The organism is Vibrio sp. S11_S32 (assembly GCF_014694465.1).
Classification (GTDB): domain Bacteria; phylum Pseudomonadota; class Gammaproteobacteria; order Enterobacterales; family Vibrionaceae; genus Vibrio; species Vibrio algicola.
In genome coordinates this window covers 21,271-35,589 of record NZ_JAAUWS010000023.1, presented here as the reverse complement: position 1 = coordinate 35,589, position 14,319 = coordinate 21,271, and the positions used below count along the sequence as shown (strand labels likewise).

The 14,319-nt window shown below is 41.1% G+C and carries 15 protein-coding genes; 11 read left to right on the top strand and 4 right to left on the bottom strand.

The window, feature by feature from the left end; translation table 11 throughout:
• The first annotated feature begins 434 nt into the window (after positions 1-434).
• Positions 435-779, top strand: a complete 345-nt coding sequence (locus HC723_RS11450) for a YajD family HNH nuclease (RefSeq protein WP_153448242.1) — start codon at positions 435-437, stop codon at positions 777-779.
• A gap of 116 nt (positions 780-895) precedes the next feature.
• On the opposite strand, the gene hpf is transcribed toward HC723_RS11450, so the two are convergent.
• Positions 896-1,255, bottom strand: a complete 360-nt coding sequence (gene hpf, locus HC723_RS11445; RefSeq protein ID WP_153448243.1) for a ribosome hibernation-promoting factor, HPF/YfiA family — start codon at positions 1,253-1,255, stop codon at positions 896-898.
• Positions 1,256-1,576: 321 nt separating this feature from the next.
• Here hpf and HC723_RS11440 point away from each other — a divergent pair, with 321 nt between their 5' ends.
• The 5 genes from HC723_RS11440 (at position 1,577) to HC723_RS11420 (ending at position 6,065) form a co-directional block, all read left to right on the top strand.
• Positions 1,577-3,208 (top strand): diacylglycerol kinase family protein, encoded by a 1,632-nt coding sequence (locus tag HC723_RS11440; protein ID WP_190339173.1) that lies wholly within the window; start codon positions 1,577-1,579, stop codon positions 3,206-3,208.
• A 139-nt stretch (positions 3,209-3,347) separates the two neighbouring features.
• A complete protein-coding gene (locus tag HC723_RS11435; protein WP_153448245.1) occupies positions 3,348-4,223 on the top strand; it encodes a DMT family transporter in 876 nt (291 codons plus the stop codon).
• Positions 4,224-4,423: 200 nt separating this feature from the next.
• Positions 4,424-4,903 carry a DUF1097 domain-containing protein gene (locus HC723_RS11430; protein ID WP_153448246.1) on the top strand — a complete coding sequence of 160 codons (480 nt, stop codon included), beginning with the start codon at positions 4,424-4,426 and terminating at the stop codon, positions 4,901-4,903.
• A gap of 118 nt (positions 4,904-5,021) precedes the next feature.
• Positions 5,022-5,378, top strand: coding sequence for a helix-turn-helix domain-containing protein (locus HC723_RS11425; RefSeq protein WP_190339172.1), 357 nt, complete (start codon positions 5,022-5,024; stop codon positions 5,376-5,378).
• A 39-nt stretch (positions 5,379-5,417) separates the two neighbouring features.
• Positions 5,418-6,065: a DUF3157 family protein gene (locus HC723_RS11420; RefSeq protein WP_190339171.1), complete on the top strand. Its 648-nt coding sequence runs from the start codon at positions 5,418-5,420 to the stop codon at positions 6,063-6,065.
• Positions 6,066-6,117: 52 nt separating this feature from the next.
• Here the strand turns inward: HC723_RS11420 and HC723_RS11415 are convergent, their stop codons facing one another.
• Positions 6,118-6,990: a LysR family transcriptional regulator gene (locus tag HC723_RS11415; RefSeq protein ID WP_190339170.1), complete on the bottom strand. Its 873-nt coding sequence runs from the start codon at positions 6,988-6,990 to the stop codon at positions 6,118-6,120.
• A 97-nt stretch (positions 6,991-7,087) separates the two neighbouring features.
• On the opposite strand from HC723_RS11415, the gene HC723_RS11410 reads away from it, so the two are divergent.
• Positions 7,088-8,047, top strand: a complete 960-nt coding sequence (locus HC723_RS11410) for a nitrilase family protein (protein ID WP_190339169.1) — start codon at positions 7,088-7,090, stop codon at positions 8,045-8,047.
• A gap of 277 nt (positions 8,048-8,324) precedes the next feature.
• Positions 8,325-8,981 carry a Qnr family pentapeptide repeat protein gene (locus HC723_RS11405; RefSeq protein ID WP_190339168.1) on the top strand — a complete coding sequence of 219 codons (657 nt, stop codon included), beginning with the start codon at positions 8,325-8,327 and terminating at the stop codon, positions 8,979-8,981.
• Between the two features lie 4 nt (positions 8,982-8,985).
• On the opposite strand, the gene HC723_RS11400 is transcribed toward HC723_RS11405, so the two are convergent.
• On the bottom strand, positions 8,986-9,504 hold the full coding sequence (locus tag HC723_RS11400; RefSeq protein ID WP_190339167.1) for an RrF2 family transcriptional regulator: 519 nt from the start codon (positions 9,502-9,504) through the stop codon (positions 8,986-8,988).
• A gap of 165 nt (positions 9,505-9,669) precedes the next feature.
• Here HC723_RS11400 and HC723_RS11395 point away from each other — a divergent pair, with 165 nt between their 5' ends.
• The gene (locus HC723_RS11395) at positions 9,670-10,869 is read left to right on the top strand and encodes an NAD(P)/FAD-dependent oxidoreductase (protein ID WP_190339166.1); all 1,200 of its coding nucleotides are present in this window, start codon (positions 9,670-9,672) and stop codon (positions 10,867-10,869) included.
• A 53-nt stretch (positions 10,870-10,922) separates the two neighbouring features.
• On the opposite strand, the gene pdxR is transcribed toward HC723_RS11395, so the two are convergent.
• On the bottom strand, positions 10,923-12,308 hold the full coding sequence (pdxR, locus tag HC723_RS11390) for a MocR-like pyridoxine biosynthesis transcription factor PdxR (protein ID WP_190339165.1): 1,386 nt from the start codon (positions 12,306-12,308) through the stop codon (positions 10,923-10,925).
• Positions 12,309-12,421: 113 nt separating this feature from the next.
• Between pdxR and HC723_RS11385 the strand changes: the two genes are divergently transcribed.
• Positions 12,422-13,030: an FMN-dependent NADH-azoreductase gene (locus HC723_RS11385; protein WP_190339164.1), complete on the top strand. Its 609-nt coding sequence runs from the start codon at positions 12,422-12,424 to the stop codon at positions 13,028-13,030.
• Between the two features lie 68 nt (positions 13,031-13,098).
• Positions 13,099-14,166, top strand: a complete 1,068-nt coding sequence (locus HC723_RS11380) for a TlpA family protein disulfide reductase (RefSeq protein WP_190339163.1) — start codon at positions 13,099-13,101, stop codon at positions 14,164-14,166.
• The last annotated feature ends 153 nt before the right edge of the window (positions 14,167-14,319 follow it).

The following is a 14,319-nucleotide window of genomic DNA, read 5'->3' as shown; positions in this document are numbered from 1 at the left end:
AGACTATGCAACCAATTGGCTTTGGTTTTATAATAATGAACGGCCTCATAAAGCCAATGGTGGTAGACCACCATTGATGGTCGCTTAACTTCTACTTTTAACAACAGTTAGAAATGGGAGGATTACCCAAGTATTATAAGTACTTATTAGCAATAAAACGATCAAGGCTATGCAGTTTAAGAGCGTCGGAGATAGGTGCATCGGGTGTTTCGTTCATGTCATGCTATCTCCGTATCAATTTGCTTCGTTTTGAGTATCTTTGCTCTTATCGCTAAGATATCTTGCTCTGATTGTTATTGTGTCATAGAGAAATAAAGAATTTACACTGTAAAGCCGACATTTTGGATAAATTAAGAGTTGATAAGATTGAGAACAATCAACCACGGTTAAGATTTATGATAGGCTTAAGCGAGTCTATTTGATAGGAAAAAAACATGGCTTCAGATTTTTATGGCAGTAGTGCGACCTATGCACGTCAAGAGAGTGGTTACCGCGAGAAAGCATTAAAATTGTATCCGTGGGTATGTGGCAACTGTGCACGCGAGTTCGTGTATTCAAATTTGCGTGAATTGACAGTTCATCATAAAGATCATGACCATACTAATAACCCAGAAGATGGCAGTAACTGGGAGTTATTGTGTTTGTATTGCCACGATCATGAGCATTCTAAATATTTAGAACATGACTTATACGGTTCAGATTCAACCCCGACGGAAGATGAGCATCAATCGGCAACACATAACCCTTTTGCCGATCTAAAAAACTTAATGAAAAAATAATCGTTAATACCTATTCAATATTGATAGGGTAGAAAAATGTATTCTTCATGATTTAAGATCAAAAAAACCGAGCCTTGAGAGCTCGGTTTTGTTTTTATAACGATAGGGTTGTTGAATTAATCGACGAGCTTCATTTCTTGGATAATATCAGAAGCAATCTCTGGTTTGGTACTGGTTGGGGTTGAATGCAGTTCCGATTTTAATTGACCTTTACGGTTTTTAAGCCCAGTTTCCAATTTCTTAACCGCTGCAGCAATCGCAGGATACATCACTTTGTCTTCCGCTTTAGCTGAAATGCGCACACCTTCATAGTTTGAGAACGTTTCTACGTGGTGCTCATTATGCTGCTTGGTGATGATGATATCGCAGCTAATTAAGTCGGGGAAATGTGAAGATATTTTATTGAATTTACTTTCAATGTCAGCACGAGATTCGTCGCCAATAGTGACATGATGCGTTTGGATATTTACTTTCATACACAATACCTTCTGTTGAAGAGCCTTAAATCATTTAAGGCCGGTTACCTAATTAATCTACTTCCAACCTATCAAACTTTATCTCGGTTGGCAAAGCCCAATGTCTAATTCTTAAGTCTAGTTACAATTAGAAATTTTGCCTTGATGGTTAATTGTACAAAAGATGAAATCTGCTTTCTCAAGCATCATTTGATTGCTGAAATAACGCACAAAATTGGATGTTGATCTGCATTTATGTTGTAGTGTATTAGAGCGTTGTTTACCCACTGTAATTTATTGTGAGTAGGTAACATTAAGGATAAGCTTTTGAAAGGATGATCAATGTTTGTCACTAAATACTATATCGCAGCAAGTGTTTTCTTTTATCTTCTTGCATTGCTGTGCCCTAATTTTTGGTTGTCGCTGCCGTTAGCATGGATAGCTTTATCTTTGTCAGTCGTCAGCATTGCCTATTTGTGTAATTTTCCCCATCTGTTTCGCAAAAAGCCCAATGGCGTGATCCCCAATGGTATTCAATTAGTGTTAGCGCCATTTTTGATTGGAGTGCACTATTATAACTATTGGGCCCGCCATCACGATTCGGTTGCGCCGATCCAACGTATTGATCCGCAATTGTATTTAGCACGTCGATTATTTTCTAAAGATTTGGATGAGCTTAAAGCGCAAGGAATTAGCAGCATTTTAGATATGACGGCCGAGTTTCATGGCCTAGAAAGTCGCAAAGCTGAAAAAGATTTTCATTATTTTAATCTTCCAGTATTGGATCATAAAGTGCCTTCTAAACGTCAGTTATTAAAAGCATTAGACTGGATGGATGTGCAACTGGCCAGTTCTCGAAAAGTGGTGGTGCATTGTGCGTTAGGGCGCGGTCGGTCGGTCTTTGTTTTAGCGGCCTATTTACTGCGTCGCTATCCGCAATTAAGTATCGATGAAGTGATGAAAAAGATCAAAAACATCCGCAACACTGCCAATCTCAATAAGGAGCAAATGACAATGTTACAACAACTGCATAATGAGAACGCATTGGTTGCTGATAAAACGGTGTGGATGATCGTCAATCCTGTTTCTGGTGGCGGAAAGTGGGCAACTTATAAAGATGAAATTCTAGAGAAAATAACCGCCAAATATCATGTCGAAATACGCGAAACCACGCCAGATATTTCGGCAACACAATTGGCAAAACAAGCCATTCAAGCCAATGCTCAGATGATCATTGCAGGGGGCGGCGACGGTACTGTCACCGAAGTGGCGAGCCAAATTATTCATACTGATATTGTGCTGGGAATTTTGCCGCTGGGTACTGCGAATGCGTTATGTCACGTTCTATATGGGATTGAAAATAAAATCATTCCGGTTGAAACCGCGTGTGGCGCAATTTTAGACGGTGAGATCACCCAAATTGATAGCGCCAGTTGTAATGAGGATCTGATCTTGTTGGTGGCCGGCGTTGGCTTTGAGCAACAAATGATTGAATTTGCCGAACGAGAAGAAAAAAATAACGATGGTCAAATGGCCTATCTAAAAGGTTTATGGGGCGCTATTTCAAATAACAATACTCTTACGCTTGATTTGACACTGGATGGTGAAAGTCAAAAAAACGTAGAAATGAGCAGTTTAGTGATCGCCAATGCTGCGCCATTTACTACTTTACTGGCTCAAGGTGGCGGAGAACCAGATCTGCAAGATGGTATTTTGGATATTACCTACCTGCCAAGCAATGAGAGTGTGACAGGGCGTTTACTGTCTTTATCAGAATTGGCACTATCAAATTTTTTGCCCACAGCAGAGCCTATGGGGTTTGTGCATAAACAAGCCAAACAAGTGATGGTATCAAGCGATGAAGTTTTTAAGTATGTGATTGATGGTGAGTTGTATGAAAGTAATAAGCTCACGATTAATGTTCAACCACGTTCGCTTAATGTGATGGTACCAACTTGGTTTAATGAGCAGTGACCTTGCAGATTTTAGGATTATTACAAAAATAAATACCGGCTCTATCATTTCAAAGACAGGGATTTCGATAGTAATTAGAACGGCATCGCTTTATCATTCCTGCCTTTGTTATTTCCTCTTTTGATGAGACATTTTTACCATGCCTAAACACTCGCCGGCGCTTGGCGCTTCTTGGATGCTGATCGCGGGTTTATCTTTCGCTATTGTGAACAGCATTGCTCAATACATCAGTATTACGTTTTCACTGCCATCTACTACGGTTGCGTTACTGCAATACGCGATTGCGCTGGTGGCGATCCTGCCGTATTTAAAAACCTTGGGTATTCGTAAGTCGTTATACACCAAACATTTTTGGTGGCATGCAGTGCGTGTGTTTTTATCGGTAATTGGTATTCAACTGTGGTTTTGGGCGTTGGCATATCCCGTGCCGATTTGGCAAGGGATCGCACTATTAATGACGTCGCCGTTATTTGCTACGGTTGGCTCGGGATTGATCTTAAAAGAGAAAGTCGGTTGGGCACGTTGGCTGGCAACTTTAGCCGGATTTGTTGGCGCGATGATCATTCTAGAGCCTTGGTCAGACTCCTTTACTTGGGCGACTTTACTGCCAGTTGGTGCGGCATTTTTCTGGGCCTGTTATTCATTAATGGTAAAGAAAATGTCGGTCAACGATTCACCTTCAACCATGGTGGTGTATCTATTGGTGCTATTAACCCCATTTAATCTCTTTTTAGCGCTGCCGGAGTGGTCAACCCCAATTGGATGGAATGTATGGCTGTTACTTATTGGCGCAGGAGCAATGACCGCGTTGGCGCAATGGGCGATTGTAAAAGCTTATGCCGTCGCGGATGCGTCATTTGTGCAGCCGTTTGATTTAGCCAAATTACCGTTTAATGTCTTTTTAGGTTGGTTGGTGTTTGGCTGGGTTCCAACGGGTAATTTATGGGTTGGCGCGGCCATTATGATGATGTCGATTGTGTTTATTACCCAATGGGAGCGGCGTAAGTTGGTTTGATTTCCCCTCTTTCTCTTTCTTCATCACGCAAGCGAGATAAGTTAATCGCTTGCGTTATCATTTCGATGTAATAGTGGCTTTTGTTGCATTAATTATGTGATCTAAATCTTTTATTCCTGTCTATGGTTAATTATTATACAAGCTTGAATTAATAGAGGTTGGTGTTCTGAATAGAATATCGATCGGCACGAGGCTTGTTTATGTCGACACTTTTCGCAATTTCATTAACCACAGGTCTGCTTTCTGGAGTATGGGGCTGGGTAGCGGTTTCTCTCGGTTTGCTTTCTTGGGCGGGCTTTTTGGGTTGTACCAGTTATTTTGCTTCTCCTACCCAAGGGGTTAAAGGGCTTGCTATTAGTTTACTGACTAACTTAACTGGGATTGGTTGGGCGTTATTGATTATTTATGGTTCACAATGGTTTGGCAGTGAAATTATTGGCTATATGCTAACGGGCATCGTGTCATTCTTTATGTGTATTCAAGCGCAAAAATCTTGGCTGAGCTTTATCCCAGGTACTTTCATTGGCGCATGTGCCACTTTTGCCGCTAACGGTAATTGGCAACTGGTTATTCCATCGCTACTTATTGGTGGTGTATTCGGCTATTTGATGAAAGCCAGCGGAGTATGGTTACAAGCAAGAAGCGAAGCCAAATTAGTTGCAGCCCAGCAAAGCCATTGATTTGAACACACAGCATAGATAAAAACGATGGGGCAAATTTGACGTTTGAATGACATCCCATTCGGTAAACTTCTAGATACTGAAACCAATATTAGTGTGACCAATCAATGGAGTTGAAATGCAGTTTACTGAAGATGACAGAGAAGTTTTATATCAAGTATGGATGACACATAAAGCCAAGCGTCACTTAACCCAAATGGATATGGCAAAACGTTTGGGGATCAGCGTGGTGGAGTTTTCCGACTTACTGCGCAAACGAGAGCCTTTAACATTAAGCTTTATCGCCAAATTTTGTCAGATCTTAGATTTGCAACCTCACAATATTGTCCCTTCTTTAAAACACCAATCGGGTCACGCACCACAGTTGGTATATTTGCAAAATCGTGTGATCATAGACGGCGATATTCAACTCGTTCAGGTAGAAGGTAATCAAGTGATTATAGATTACTGTAGCCCCGTGAAAGCGGTCGGTTAAGCCTAGATATCACCACCATTATTTTTTGAGATTAATGTTATGTTAAAACGATTTTCAACCAGTTTACTTGCTGTGAGTAGCAGTCTTATTTTATGCATGGTTCCATTGTCGGCCAGCGCCAATACGACTCAAGTCGGCACATTTACGCTGGATAATGGCGCGCAAGTGGTGCTAAAGGATGACTTTACTTGGGAATATGTTTTAACTAAAAAAGAGCCTGTGTCGTCAAAAAATAAGACTCAAACCAGCGTGATTGCCGCTCCAGTCGCTGGGGCTGCAAGTGCTAAGGTGGCGGCAACATCCTCAAGCGTGACCAAGGAAAGCTTAACCACTCAAGCGATGGCTAATCCATCTTTACTCGGTCAAACGGCAAAAAATGGTATTGCGGTTTCATTAGCCAAGACCCAGTGGGATGGCGATAAGCTAGGGTTAACGTTCAACTTGGCCAGTACAAGCAGCGATAGCATGGTCACGGTATTAATTAATGCTGATTTTTATAATGACCAAGGCGTTAAACTGCAACAACAAGAATTGCAGGTATGGCAAGCCATCAAGCGCATGCCAGAGACTTATCTTCGTAAAGGCGAAACACGTCAATCAAAAGTGGTTTGGGTAGAAGGCATTGATAAAAGCCAATGGCAAAAACAACTGATGACGCTAAAAATTACTGAATTAGATACTTGGTGATATCAAGGGTTTGGCTGTTTTTAATCCAAGTAACATTATTGTTCAGCCCTTTTTAAATCGACAGTTTACGGACTAAATCGACGAATTTTAGCCGTAGATTATCTTCATTTTCCGTGTTCCAGATTAAGCCTATGTCCCAACATGCACTCGGAGATAAGATCTCAATCAATTTAATATTTGGTTGGCAGATGATTTGTGCACTTGCTGGAATAATTGTGTAGCCTAATCCGGCTGACACTAGTGCAAGTAACGTCAGAATATCATTGGATTCTTGTATTACAGGGGGAAATGAATTCTCCATACTGAAATATTTTTGAATTTGTTGATTGAGCCCCATACCTCGGCTGGGATTGAGCTGTAGGTAGTTTATTTGTGCTAGTGACTGCCAGATATTATTAGGATCAATTATGGTGTTTTTAGGTAGTGCTATGGCTAATTTATCGGAAAATAATGTCAGTGATTTAAGTGGTGGCGTAATGTGTTGTATACGATTAAAACTAAGCTGAATATCACCACTTAATAGCGCGTCAACTTGAGAGTAAGAAGGCATGTCATTTAATGTGATATCAACATTTGGATATTGGCTTTTGAACTCGGAGATAAATCGCGGAGCGACGGAATATGTGGAGATCCCGAAGCCAATATTTAATCTGCCTTCAGTACCTTTCGAAACACGTTGCGTGAGCCGTTGAAACTCTTCAAACTGAGTCATCATGCGTATAGCATCAGGCAAGAGTACTTTTCCTGCTTGGCTTAATTCTGCACCCCCTCGTCCTCTTTCGAACAAGACGACACCCATCTGATTTTCTAGCCGTTTAATTTTCTTGGTTAAAGCGGATTGAGTAATGAAAAGATGCTCAGCTGCCACCCGATAATTTTTATCTTTTGAAAGTTGATGAAAGGCCTGTAGCTGATCAATTTCCATTCCTAACCCTCATCAAATGTGGAATTTTTTTCATTATACGGAATGAATTGGTTGGCTTAAAGTCTTCATCTTCCAATGATGATAACGAGGTAGCAAAATGAAAGACATTCGAGTGGCGTCAATACAGTTTAATCATAAAGCGGGAGATAAAAATTATAATTTATCTGTCATTGAGCAGTTTGTGAAACAAGGGGCTGGATCTGGCGCTAAAATTATCGTTTTCCCTGAAATGTGTATCACTGGCTACTGGCATGTATCAGCTTTAAATAAAGAGCAGATTGATTCTCTTTCGGAGTTGGTTCCTAACGGGAAAAGCGTACAAGTACTTATCTCTTTATCTAAGCAATATGGCGTGAGTATTGGGGCGGGTATTATTGAAAAAGATGCGCAAGGTCATTTATATAATACTTATCTATTTGCGATGCCCGATGGACGTTTAGAAAAGCATCGAAAATTACACACTTTTGTCAGCCCTTATATGAGCAGTGGCAGTGACTATACCGTATTTGATACACCACATGGCTGTAAGGTCGGGATCCTCATTTGTTGGGATAATAATTTAGTGGAAAATGTCCGGATCACCGCATTAATGGGCGCCGATATATTAATTGCACCACATCAAACTGGCGGCTGTCATTCTAGAAGCCCTAATGCGATGGGGCGAATAAACTTGGATTTATGGCATAACCGACATCAAGAACCAGAATTGCTGCGAGCAGAGATGCAAGGTAGAAAAGGCCGTGAGTGGTTGCTTCGATGGCTACCAGCTCGAGCTCATGATAATGGTATGTTTGTTATATTCAGTAATGGCGTTGGGTTAGATATGGATGAAATAAGAACTGGAAATGCGATGATCCTCAGTCCGTATGGTGAAATTCTGGCACAAACAGATAGCATTGAAGACGATATAGTCATTACTGATTTACAAGCCAAACAACTCGAAATGTGCACTGGTAGAAGGTGGATCCGAGGGCGCAGACCAGAGCTCTATACCATGCTAACTCAATCGGATGGGCATGAACTCTCACCTTATGACGCGAGGTTTAAAAAGGATTAATGCAAGTTCTAATTGGTTACTGAAGCGATGATGAAGCTTAGGTTTTTCACATGACGATACTTACCGATCTTATTATTGCCTAATGCACCCGAAATCCACCCAAACTATTTTTTACATGGCCGTCAGCGATTATAAAAAAACAGTGACCTTACAGTGCTGATTTAGTGGCTTAAATTGGCAATTCAAAGGATTTTAAAGTGTTGTTTTTAAATGATTTATTTTTATTGATATCCAGAGAAATGGTGTTACCCTGCCAAGTATTCAATAAGGACTCTTTATGACTGAAAAATATGAAGTATTTGATCGCGTTGATTTTTCTAATCAAGACTTGAGTGGATCGTATTATAACCGCGATAAGTTCATCCATTGTAGCTTTAGTAAAACCAACTTACGAGATACCCAGTTTGTGGATTGCATCTTCATTGAGCAAGGCGAGATCGAAGGCTGCCATTTTAACCTTGCCGATTTACGCGATGCCTCATTTAAAAACTGCCAACTTTCGATGGCCAATTTTAGTCATGCCAATTGCTTTGGGATCGAGTTTCGAGATTGCGATCTAAAAGGGGCCAACTTTATGCGCGCGAACTTTAGCAATCAAATTAGCCAGAAGATGTATTTTTGTTCCGCTTACATTACCGGATGCAATTTGTCGTATGTCAATTTTGAACGCCAATGTTTAGAGAAGTGCGATTTATTCGAAAATAAATGGGCAGGGACACACCTTCAAGGCGCGTCTTTAAAAGGCTCCGATCTCAGCCGAGGATCATTTACGCAAGATTTTTGGTCTCAAGTACAACTGCAAGACTGTAATTTGAGTCATTGTGAATTAGAGGGGTTAGATCCGCGTAAAGTGGATCTCACTGGGGTGAAAATATGTTGCTGGCAACAAGAACAATTACTCGAGCAACTTGGGTTAATTGTGTTGCCGGATTAACCCACTAGGCTGGCTTTGTTTTATTTCGCTGCGATTCAAACCATGCTTTTACTTCAATATCATAGGTATCATGTGATTTAGAGTGGAGTTGTTGTGCGAGTTGTAGAATGGAATGACTCGCTAACTCCTCGTCCATTTTTTGTTGAGCTTGTTGCATCACTGTGTGAATACCGCACATACCTTGGCAGGCCCAGTCAGGTTTATCGTCGGTAAAAATATCCATTCGTTGACGAATTTCCTTACACTCAAACGTTGCTTTATTGCCATCTATAGCAACAACAATATCTAAAACACTAATGCTGGCAGATGAGCGAGCTAATTTATAACCCCCCTTACGGCCTTCACTACTTTCGACTAATCCTGCTTTTGCTAGTTTAGTAAAAATCTTTCCAAGATAATCATAGGGAACTCCTTGTAATTTCGCCGCCTCTCTTACCGTCATTATTTGTGCGATGCCTTGCTCATCAATCATATTGACTAAGCAATGAATACCATATTCTACACCTGAGCTATAAAAAGCCATTTGTCTCTCTCTGCCGTTAAATTATCGTGAAACGCTCAAACCTTATAATTAACCATCATAAGCAAATAACGTTAAAAAATAAACTGCGAATAAATTTGTCGCAGTATGCATTTTGAGGTAAGCTCACCGAAATTGCTAATAGAAACACACATAAGGTTATTCAACATGAAAAAAAATATTGTCATTATTGGTGCTGGTTTCGCCGGTATGTGGGCTGCGTTAAGTGCAGCAAGACTCGTCAAATTACAAGCTTGCGATGATATTTCAATTACCGTTATGGCGCCGAAAGCTGAGTTGCGTGTTCGACCTCGTTTTTATGAATCAAAGGTACGTTCATTAGTGTCACCATTAATGCCCGTGTTTGGTGCGATGGGGATTCAATTTCAGATAGCGACGGTACAAGCTATTCAAACAGAAGATCAATGTATTGAATATATTGATGATCAGGGTGCTTTACAGACTCAATCCTATGACAAACTGGTGCTTGCGGCTGGTTCAAATCTCAATACTGCGATGGTGAAAGGTATACAAGAATATGCTTTCGATCTGGATCAAATTGAAAGCGCGACGGTACTTGAAGATCACCTCAATAATTTATCCAATAAACCTTATTCTGGTGCTCGTAATACAGTCGTCGTCTGTGGTGGCGGTTTTACGGGAATTGAAATTGCGACCGAATTACCTGCAAGGTTAAAATCTCAGCTTGGTGAAGATCAACCCATTGATATTATTGTTGTTGAACGTTCTGCGCAGATCGGGGCAAATTATAGTCAAGAGTTGCAACAGGTCATTAAACAAGCGAGTGATGAAGTGGGGATTACTTGGAAGCTCAATACCCAAATTGATGAAATAACACAAGACGGGTTACGACTTTCCTCGGGCGAAAAAATACTATCTGATACTGTTATTTGGACGGCTGGTGTTAAAGCAAATGAGCTGACGAATGTATTTGAACAACAAGGACCCCAAGGGCGATTGAATGTTTCCTCGACGTTGGAAGTCGAAGGTGTGACGAATATTTATGCAACCGGTGATGTTGCTTATGCCGCGACGGATGATAAAGGAAACCATGCGTTAATGAGTTGTCAGCATGCAATTTTAATGGGCAAGTTCGCGAGTAATAATGTCGCAGCCAGTTTACTTGGTTGTGAGAAATTACCTTATCGTCAAGAAGCTTATGTTACTTGTTTAGATCTTGGTTCTTGGGGAGCGGTGTACACCGAAGGTTGGGAACAAAAAGTGCAATTAATTAAAGAGGAAGCCAAAAAATTGAAGCTTTCGATTACCAACCAACTGATTTATCCGCCTAAAGCCGACTTCGAGAGTATTATGCGCTCAGCAGATCCATTCGCACCATTTGTTTAAGGCAGCTTAGACCCTGTATTTCAGCGATATTAGTAGCATCTTCGACTGAGGGCTCATTGGTTAATTATGTCTTTTAATCGATACGCTAATTGCTGGCATTCTTGTTCGCTTTTAATATTGGTGAAGCTTAAAATTAAGCTCGGATGAACGGGTCGGGATGACCATTGTGATAAGCCATGCGAGAAGAGTCCGGCTTGCATTATTTTATGTGATAACGCGGCATCATCGGTATTGGGATCGTTTAATTTTACTATCATGTGCATACCACCCAGTTGTGGCTCGATGGTGATCTTATCGCCCAATATCCGATTAAAAACATCTGCCGTTAATTCTCTGCGCTCCCGATAGAGTTTTCTCATTCGTTGGATGTGACGAGCAAGGTGTCCTTCTTGCATAAAAGAAAGAACGGATCTCTGCGTCAAAGTAGAGACGTTGCCTGCATACAATTCGGAGCACTGTTCAAAAGCTGAAACCTGACTGGCCGGCACCACAATATAAGCGATCCGTAAACTGGGAAATAAAACTTTACTAAAAGTACCAGAATAAATAACCCGATCTTGAGTATCCAAACTTTTTAAAGCAGGTAGAGGGGGACCAGCATGGCGATATTCACCATCATAGTCATCTTCAATGATCCAGCTTTGTTGCGTCACTGCCCAATCTAATAGCGCTTGTCGGCGTTGTAATGAGAGCGATACGCAAGTTGGACTTTGATGTGTAGGGGTGACAATAACCGCCGCCACCTTACTTTGTTCTGGAAGATGTAGGCCGTCTTTATCAACGGGAATTGGGACTGGATGAAACTGATTATTGGTTAATACATGCCGAGTCAATGGATAGCCTGGATCTTCTATACCAATCTCTGACTGAGGTGGTAACAGTACTTTTGTGATCCAGTTAATTGAGTGAACATATCCTGAGGTAATAAAAACCTGAGTCGGTTGACATTGAACACCACGAGACAGTTGTAGATATTGTGCGATAGCGATCCTGAGTTGTGGATCACCGTAAACTGATGGATAAGCCAAATCATCGACATTCATATTTCTCGCACATCGAGCGGCCATTCTAGACCATGTTTGACGTGGGAAAGCGTCTAAAGCAGGGATCCCTAGTTGAAATGGTAATACATCTGATATTTCTATTTCAGATGAGAAGCCAGGCTTGCGATCGCGAATGTTGATTTTTTTGGCTCGAGAAGGGTCAAGTAACTTGGTACTCACTACGGTGCCGGCTTGGCCTTTTGATTCTATATAGCCCTCCGCTTTAAGCAGTGCATAACCTTCTTCAACGGTTCCTCTGGCCACGCCCATTTCTTTGGCTAAGGTCCGAGCGGCTGGAATACGTTGGCCAGGTTTTAAAATGCCTTGCAAGATCGCCGTGTGAATACGTTGATATACTTGCTTGTATGCCAATTGCTTGACGAGTGGATTATTCATTACATTATGGCCCATAAAAATAGTTAATTTATGGCTCTTATTGTGAGCCATATCTATTTGTATCATGCACACATTAATAACGGTAATTATTCTTGAAGTTCGAGAGAGATCACATGAACGTTTTATTAGTTAATAGCAGCCCGAAGCAACATCAATCTTCCAGCTATATTTTAGTGCAGGGCATAGTGAAGCAACTTGCAAAGTCCTCTACGGTGGAGGTGGATGAAGTTGATGTGACCAAGCTTCCTCACATTGATGCTGACTATGCGAGTGCTTTATGTACACCAGATGGACAATATGACCAAACCGTTGGTAGCTTATCAACATCCAACCAATTGATCGCGTCACTTGAAGCGGCCGATATGGTGATCATTGCCTCCCCTATGCATAATTACTCTTTACCCTCTGGGCTGAAATGCTGGATTGATCATGTGGTACGAGCGGGTAAAACATTTGAGCTTACATCAGCAGGAAAACATCCATTACTAAACGATAAACCGGTTTATATCCTAATCTCATCGGGCGGGGTATTCTCGGGTGAACAGGCGTATCAACCCGATTTCTTTACCCCTTACATGACGCAAGTGTTAGCCGCAATTGGATTGAATAACGTTCACTTCTTCACGATTGAAGGGACAGCGGCAAGCGGTGAAATTGTGCAACAAAAAATTGAGAGTATGACGAAACACATTCAGCAGCACTTGGCTACAACGCTTATCTAACGACAAATATTTTACTTATGACAAGAGAGCGACTCTTTTCATTGAAACAGAACAATAGGAAGTTTGTTATGAAATCACGTATTACTACCCTAATAAAAGCACCAATAATTGGGCTTTTATGTCTATTTGCTTTCACTCAATATGTTCATGCGGCAGATGATGACTACTCCGCCGATGGTGAGCGCAGAGCTAAATCAGCCGGTGAATCTTTGGTCGGCACGCCAGCGCCTCAAATGAAGATCAAAACGATTGACGGTAAGACCATCGATCTAGCTCAGGTATATGGTAAAAAACCGGTTTATATTAAATTTTGGGCGACGTGGTGTGTGCCATGCCGTGAGCAAATGCCTGGGTTTGAAGATATTTATAAAAAGTATGGCGATAAAGTACAAGTGATCGCGGTTAATACTGGTATTAGTGATAACCTAACATCAGTTACGGCGTTCGCTAAAAAAATGGGCTTAACTATGCCGATCACGATTGATGATGGTAAGTTGGCGCGAGCGTTCCATTTACGCGTTACCCCACAACATTTATTAATTGATAAAAACGGTAAGTTTGCTTACTTCGGACATATGGATGATAAAGAATTCCACCAAGCGTTAGATAAAGTTGTTGCTGAAAAATCGAATGGGAAGCCGTTAAATAACCCAACGTTTGCCGCAAAGGATTCTGGTTACAAAGTGGGGGATACGGTTCCTGATCTTTCTTTTTCTACCATAGATAAAAAAGCGTTAGATTATAAATTTAATGCCTCAAGCAACAAAAAAGTCGGGGTGGTATTTTTTGGTCCTTGGTGTGAATGGTACTTAGAAGATACGGAACCTAAAACCTCGAAAGCCTGCACTCAAGTACGTGAACTATTAGAGAAAAAAGCCAATGCTTCAAGTGTTGAGTGGGTAACCGTGTCAACCAACTTATGGTCATCGGTTGCGGATCTACAAGATTACCGTAAGACTTATGGCACAAGCCTGCCTATCGTATTTGATGCTGACGGTGATTTGTTCAAGCAATTTGGCATCAATCAAGTTCCTACCATCACTTTGATCGAGCCAGATGGTAAAATTAGTTTGAAATCTTCCATTCAAGATGCTGATTTTAGCGCCGCGCTTGAGACGATATCAAAACTGAAATAATGCTCTCTATCAGCAATCTGCATCGCTTTACTCGCACTGCTTATTGCCTGAGTTAGAGTCTCCATTATGGGGCTTAATGCAGACTTGAAACCGCCTTATTATGGCGGTTTCAATTTTTAATTCTAATGCGTTTTTATCAACTGAGATAATTCA

What these genes read in the sequence shown, in the direction of transcription:
- HC723_RS11410 (WP_190339169.1), top strand. Translation starts at nt 7,088, where the DNA reads ATGAAAGACATTCGAGTGGCGTCAATACAGTTTAATCATAAAGCGGGA.
- HC723_RS11395 (WP_190339166.1), top strand. Translation starts at nt 9,670, where the DNA reads ATGAAAAAAAATATTGTCATTATTGGTGCTGGTTTCGCCGGTATGTGG.
- HC723_RS11430 (WP_153448246.1), top strand. Translation starts at nt 4,424, where the DNA reads ATGTCGACACTTTTCGCAATTTCATTAACCACAGGTCTGCTTTCTGGA.
- HC723_RS11400 (WP_190339167.1), bottom strand. Translation starts at nt 9,504, where the DNA reads ATGGCTTTTTATAGCTCAGGTGTAGAATATGGTATTCATTGCTTAGTC.
- HC723_RS11415 (WP_190339170.1), bottom strand. Translation starts at nt 6,990, where the DNA reads ATGGAAATTGATCAGCTACAGGCCTTTCATCAACTTTCAAAAGATAAA.
- hpf (WP_153448243.1), bottom strand. Translation starts at nt 1,255, where the DNA reads ATGAAAGTAAATATCCAAACGCATCATGTCACTATTGGCGACGAATCT.
- HC723_RS11435 (WP_153448245.1), top strand. Translation starts at nt 3,348, where the DNA reads ATGCCTAAACACTCGCCGGCGCTTGGCGCTTCTTGGATGCTGATCGCG.
- HC723_RS11385 (WP_190339164.1), top strand. Translation starts at nt 12,422, where the DNA reads ATGAACGTTTTATTAGTTAATAGCAGCCCGAAGCAACATCAATCTTCC.
- HC723_RS11450 (WP_153448242.1), top strand. Translation starts at nt 435, where the DNA reads ATGGCTTCAGATTTTTATGGCAGTAGTGCGACCTATGCACGTCAAGAG.
- HC723_RS11405 (WP_190339168.1), top strand. Translation starts at nt 8,325, where the DNA reads ATGACTGAAAAATATGAAGTATTTGATCGCGTTGATTTTTCTAATCAA.
- HC723_RS11420 (WP_190339171.1), top strand. Translation starts at nt 5,418, where the DNA reads ATGTTAAAACGATTTTCAACCAGTTTACTTGCTGTGAGTAGCAGTCTT.
- HC723_RS11380 (WP_190339163.1), top strand. Translation starts at nt 13,099, where the DNA reads ATGAAATCACGTATTACTACCCTAATAAAAGCACCAATAATTGGGCTT.
- pdxR (WP_190339165.1), bottom strand. Translation starts at nt 12,308, where the DNA reads ATGAATAATCCACTCGTCAAGCAATTGGCATACAAGCAAGTATATCAA.
- HC723_RS11440 (WP_190339173.1), top strand. Translation starts at nt 1,577, where the DNA reads ATGTTTGTCACTAAATACTATATCGCAGCAAGTGTTTTCTTTTATCTT.
- HC723_RS11425 (WP_190339172.1), top strand. Translation starts at nt 5,022, where the DNA reads ATGCAGTTTACTGAAGATGACAGAGAAGTTTTATATCAAGTATGGATG.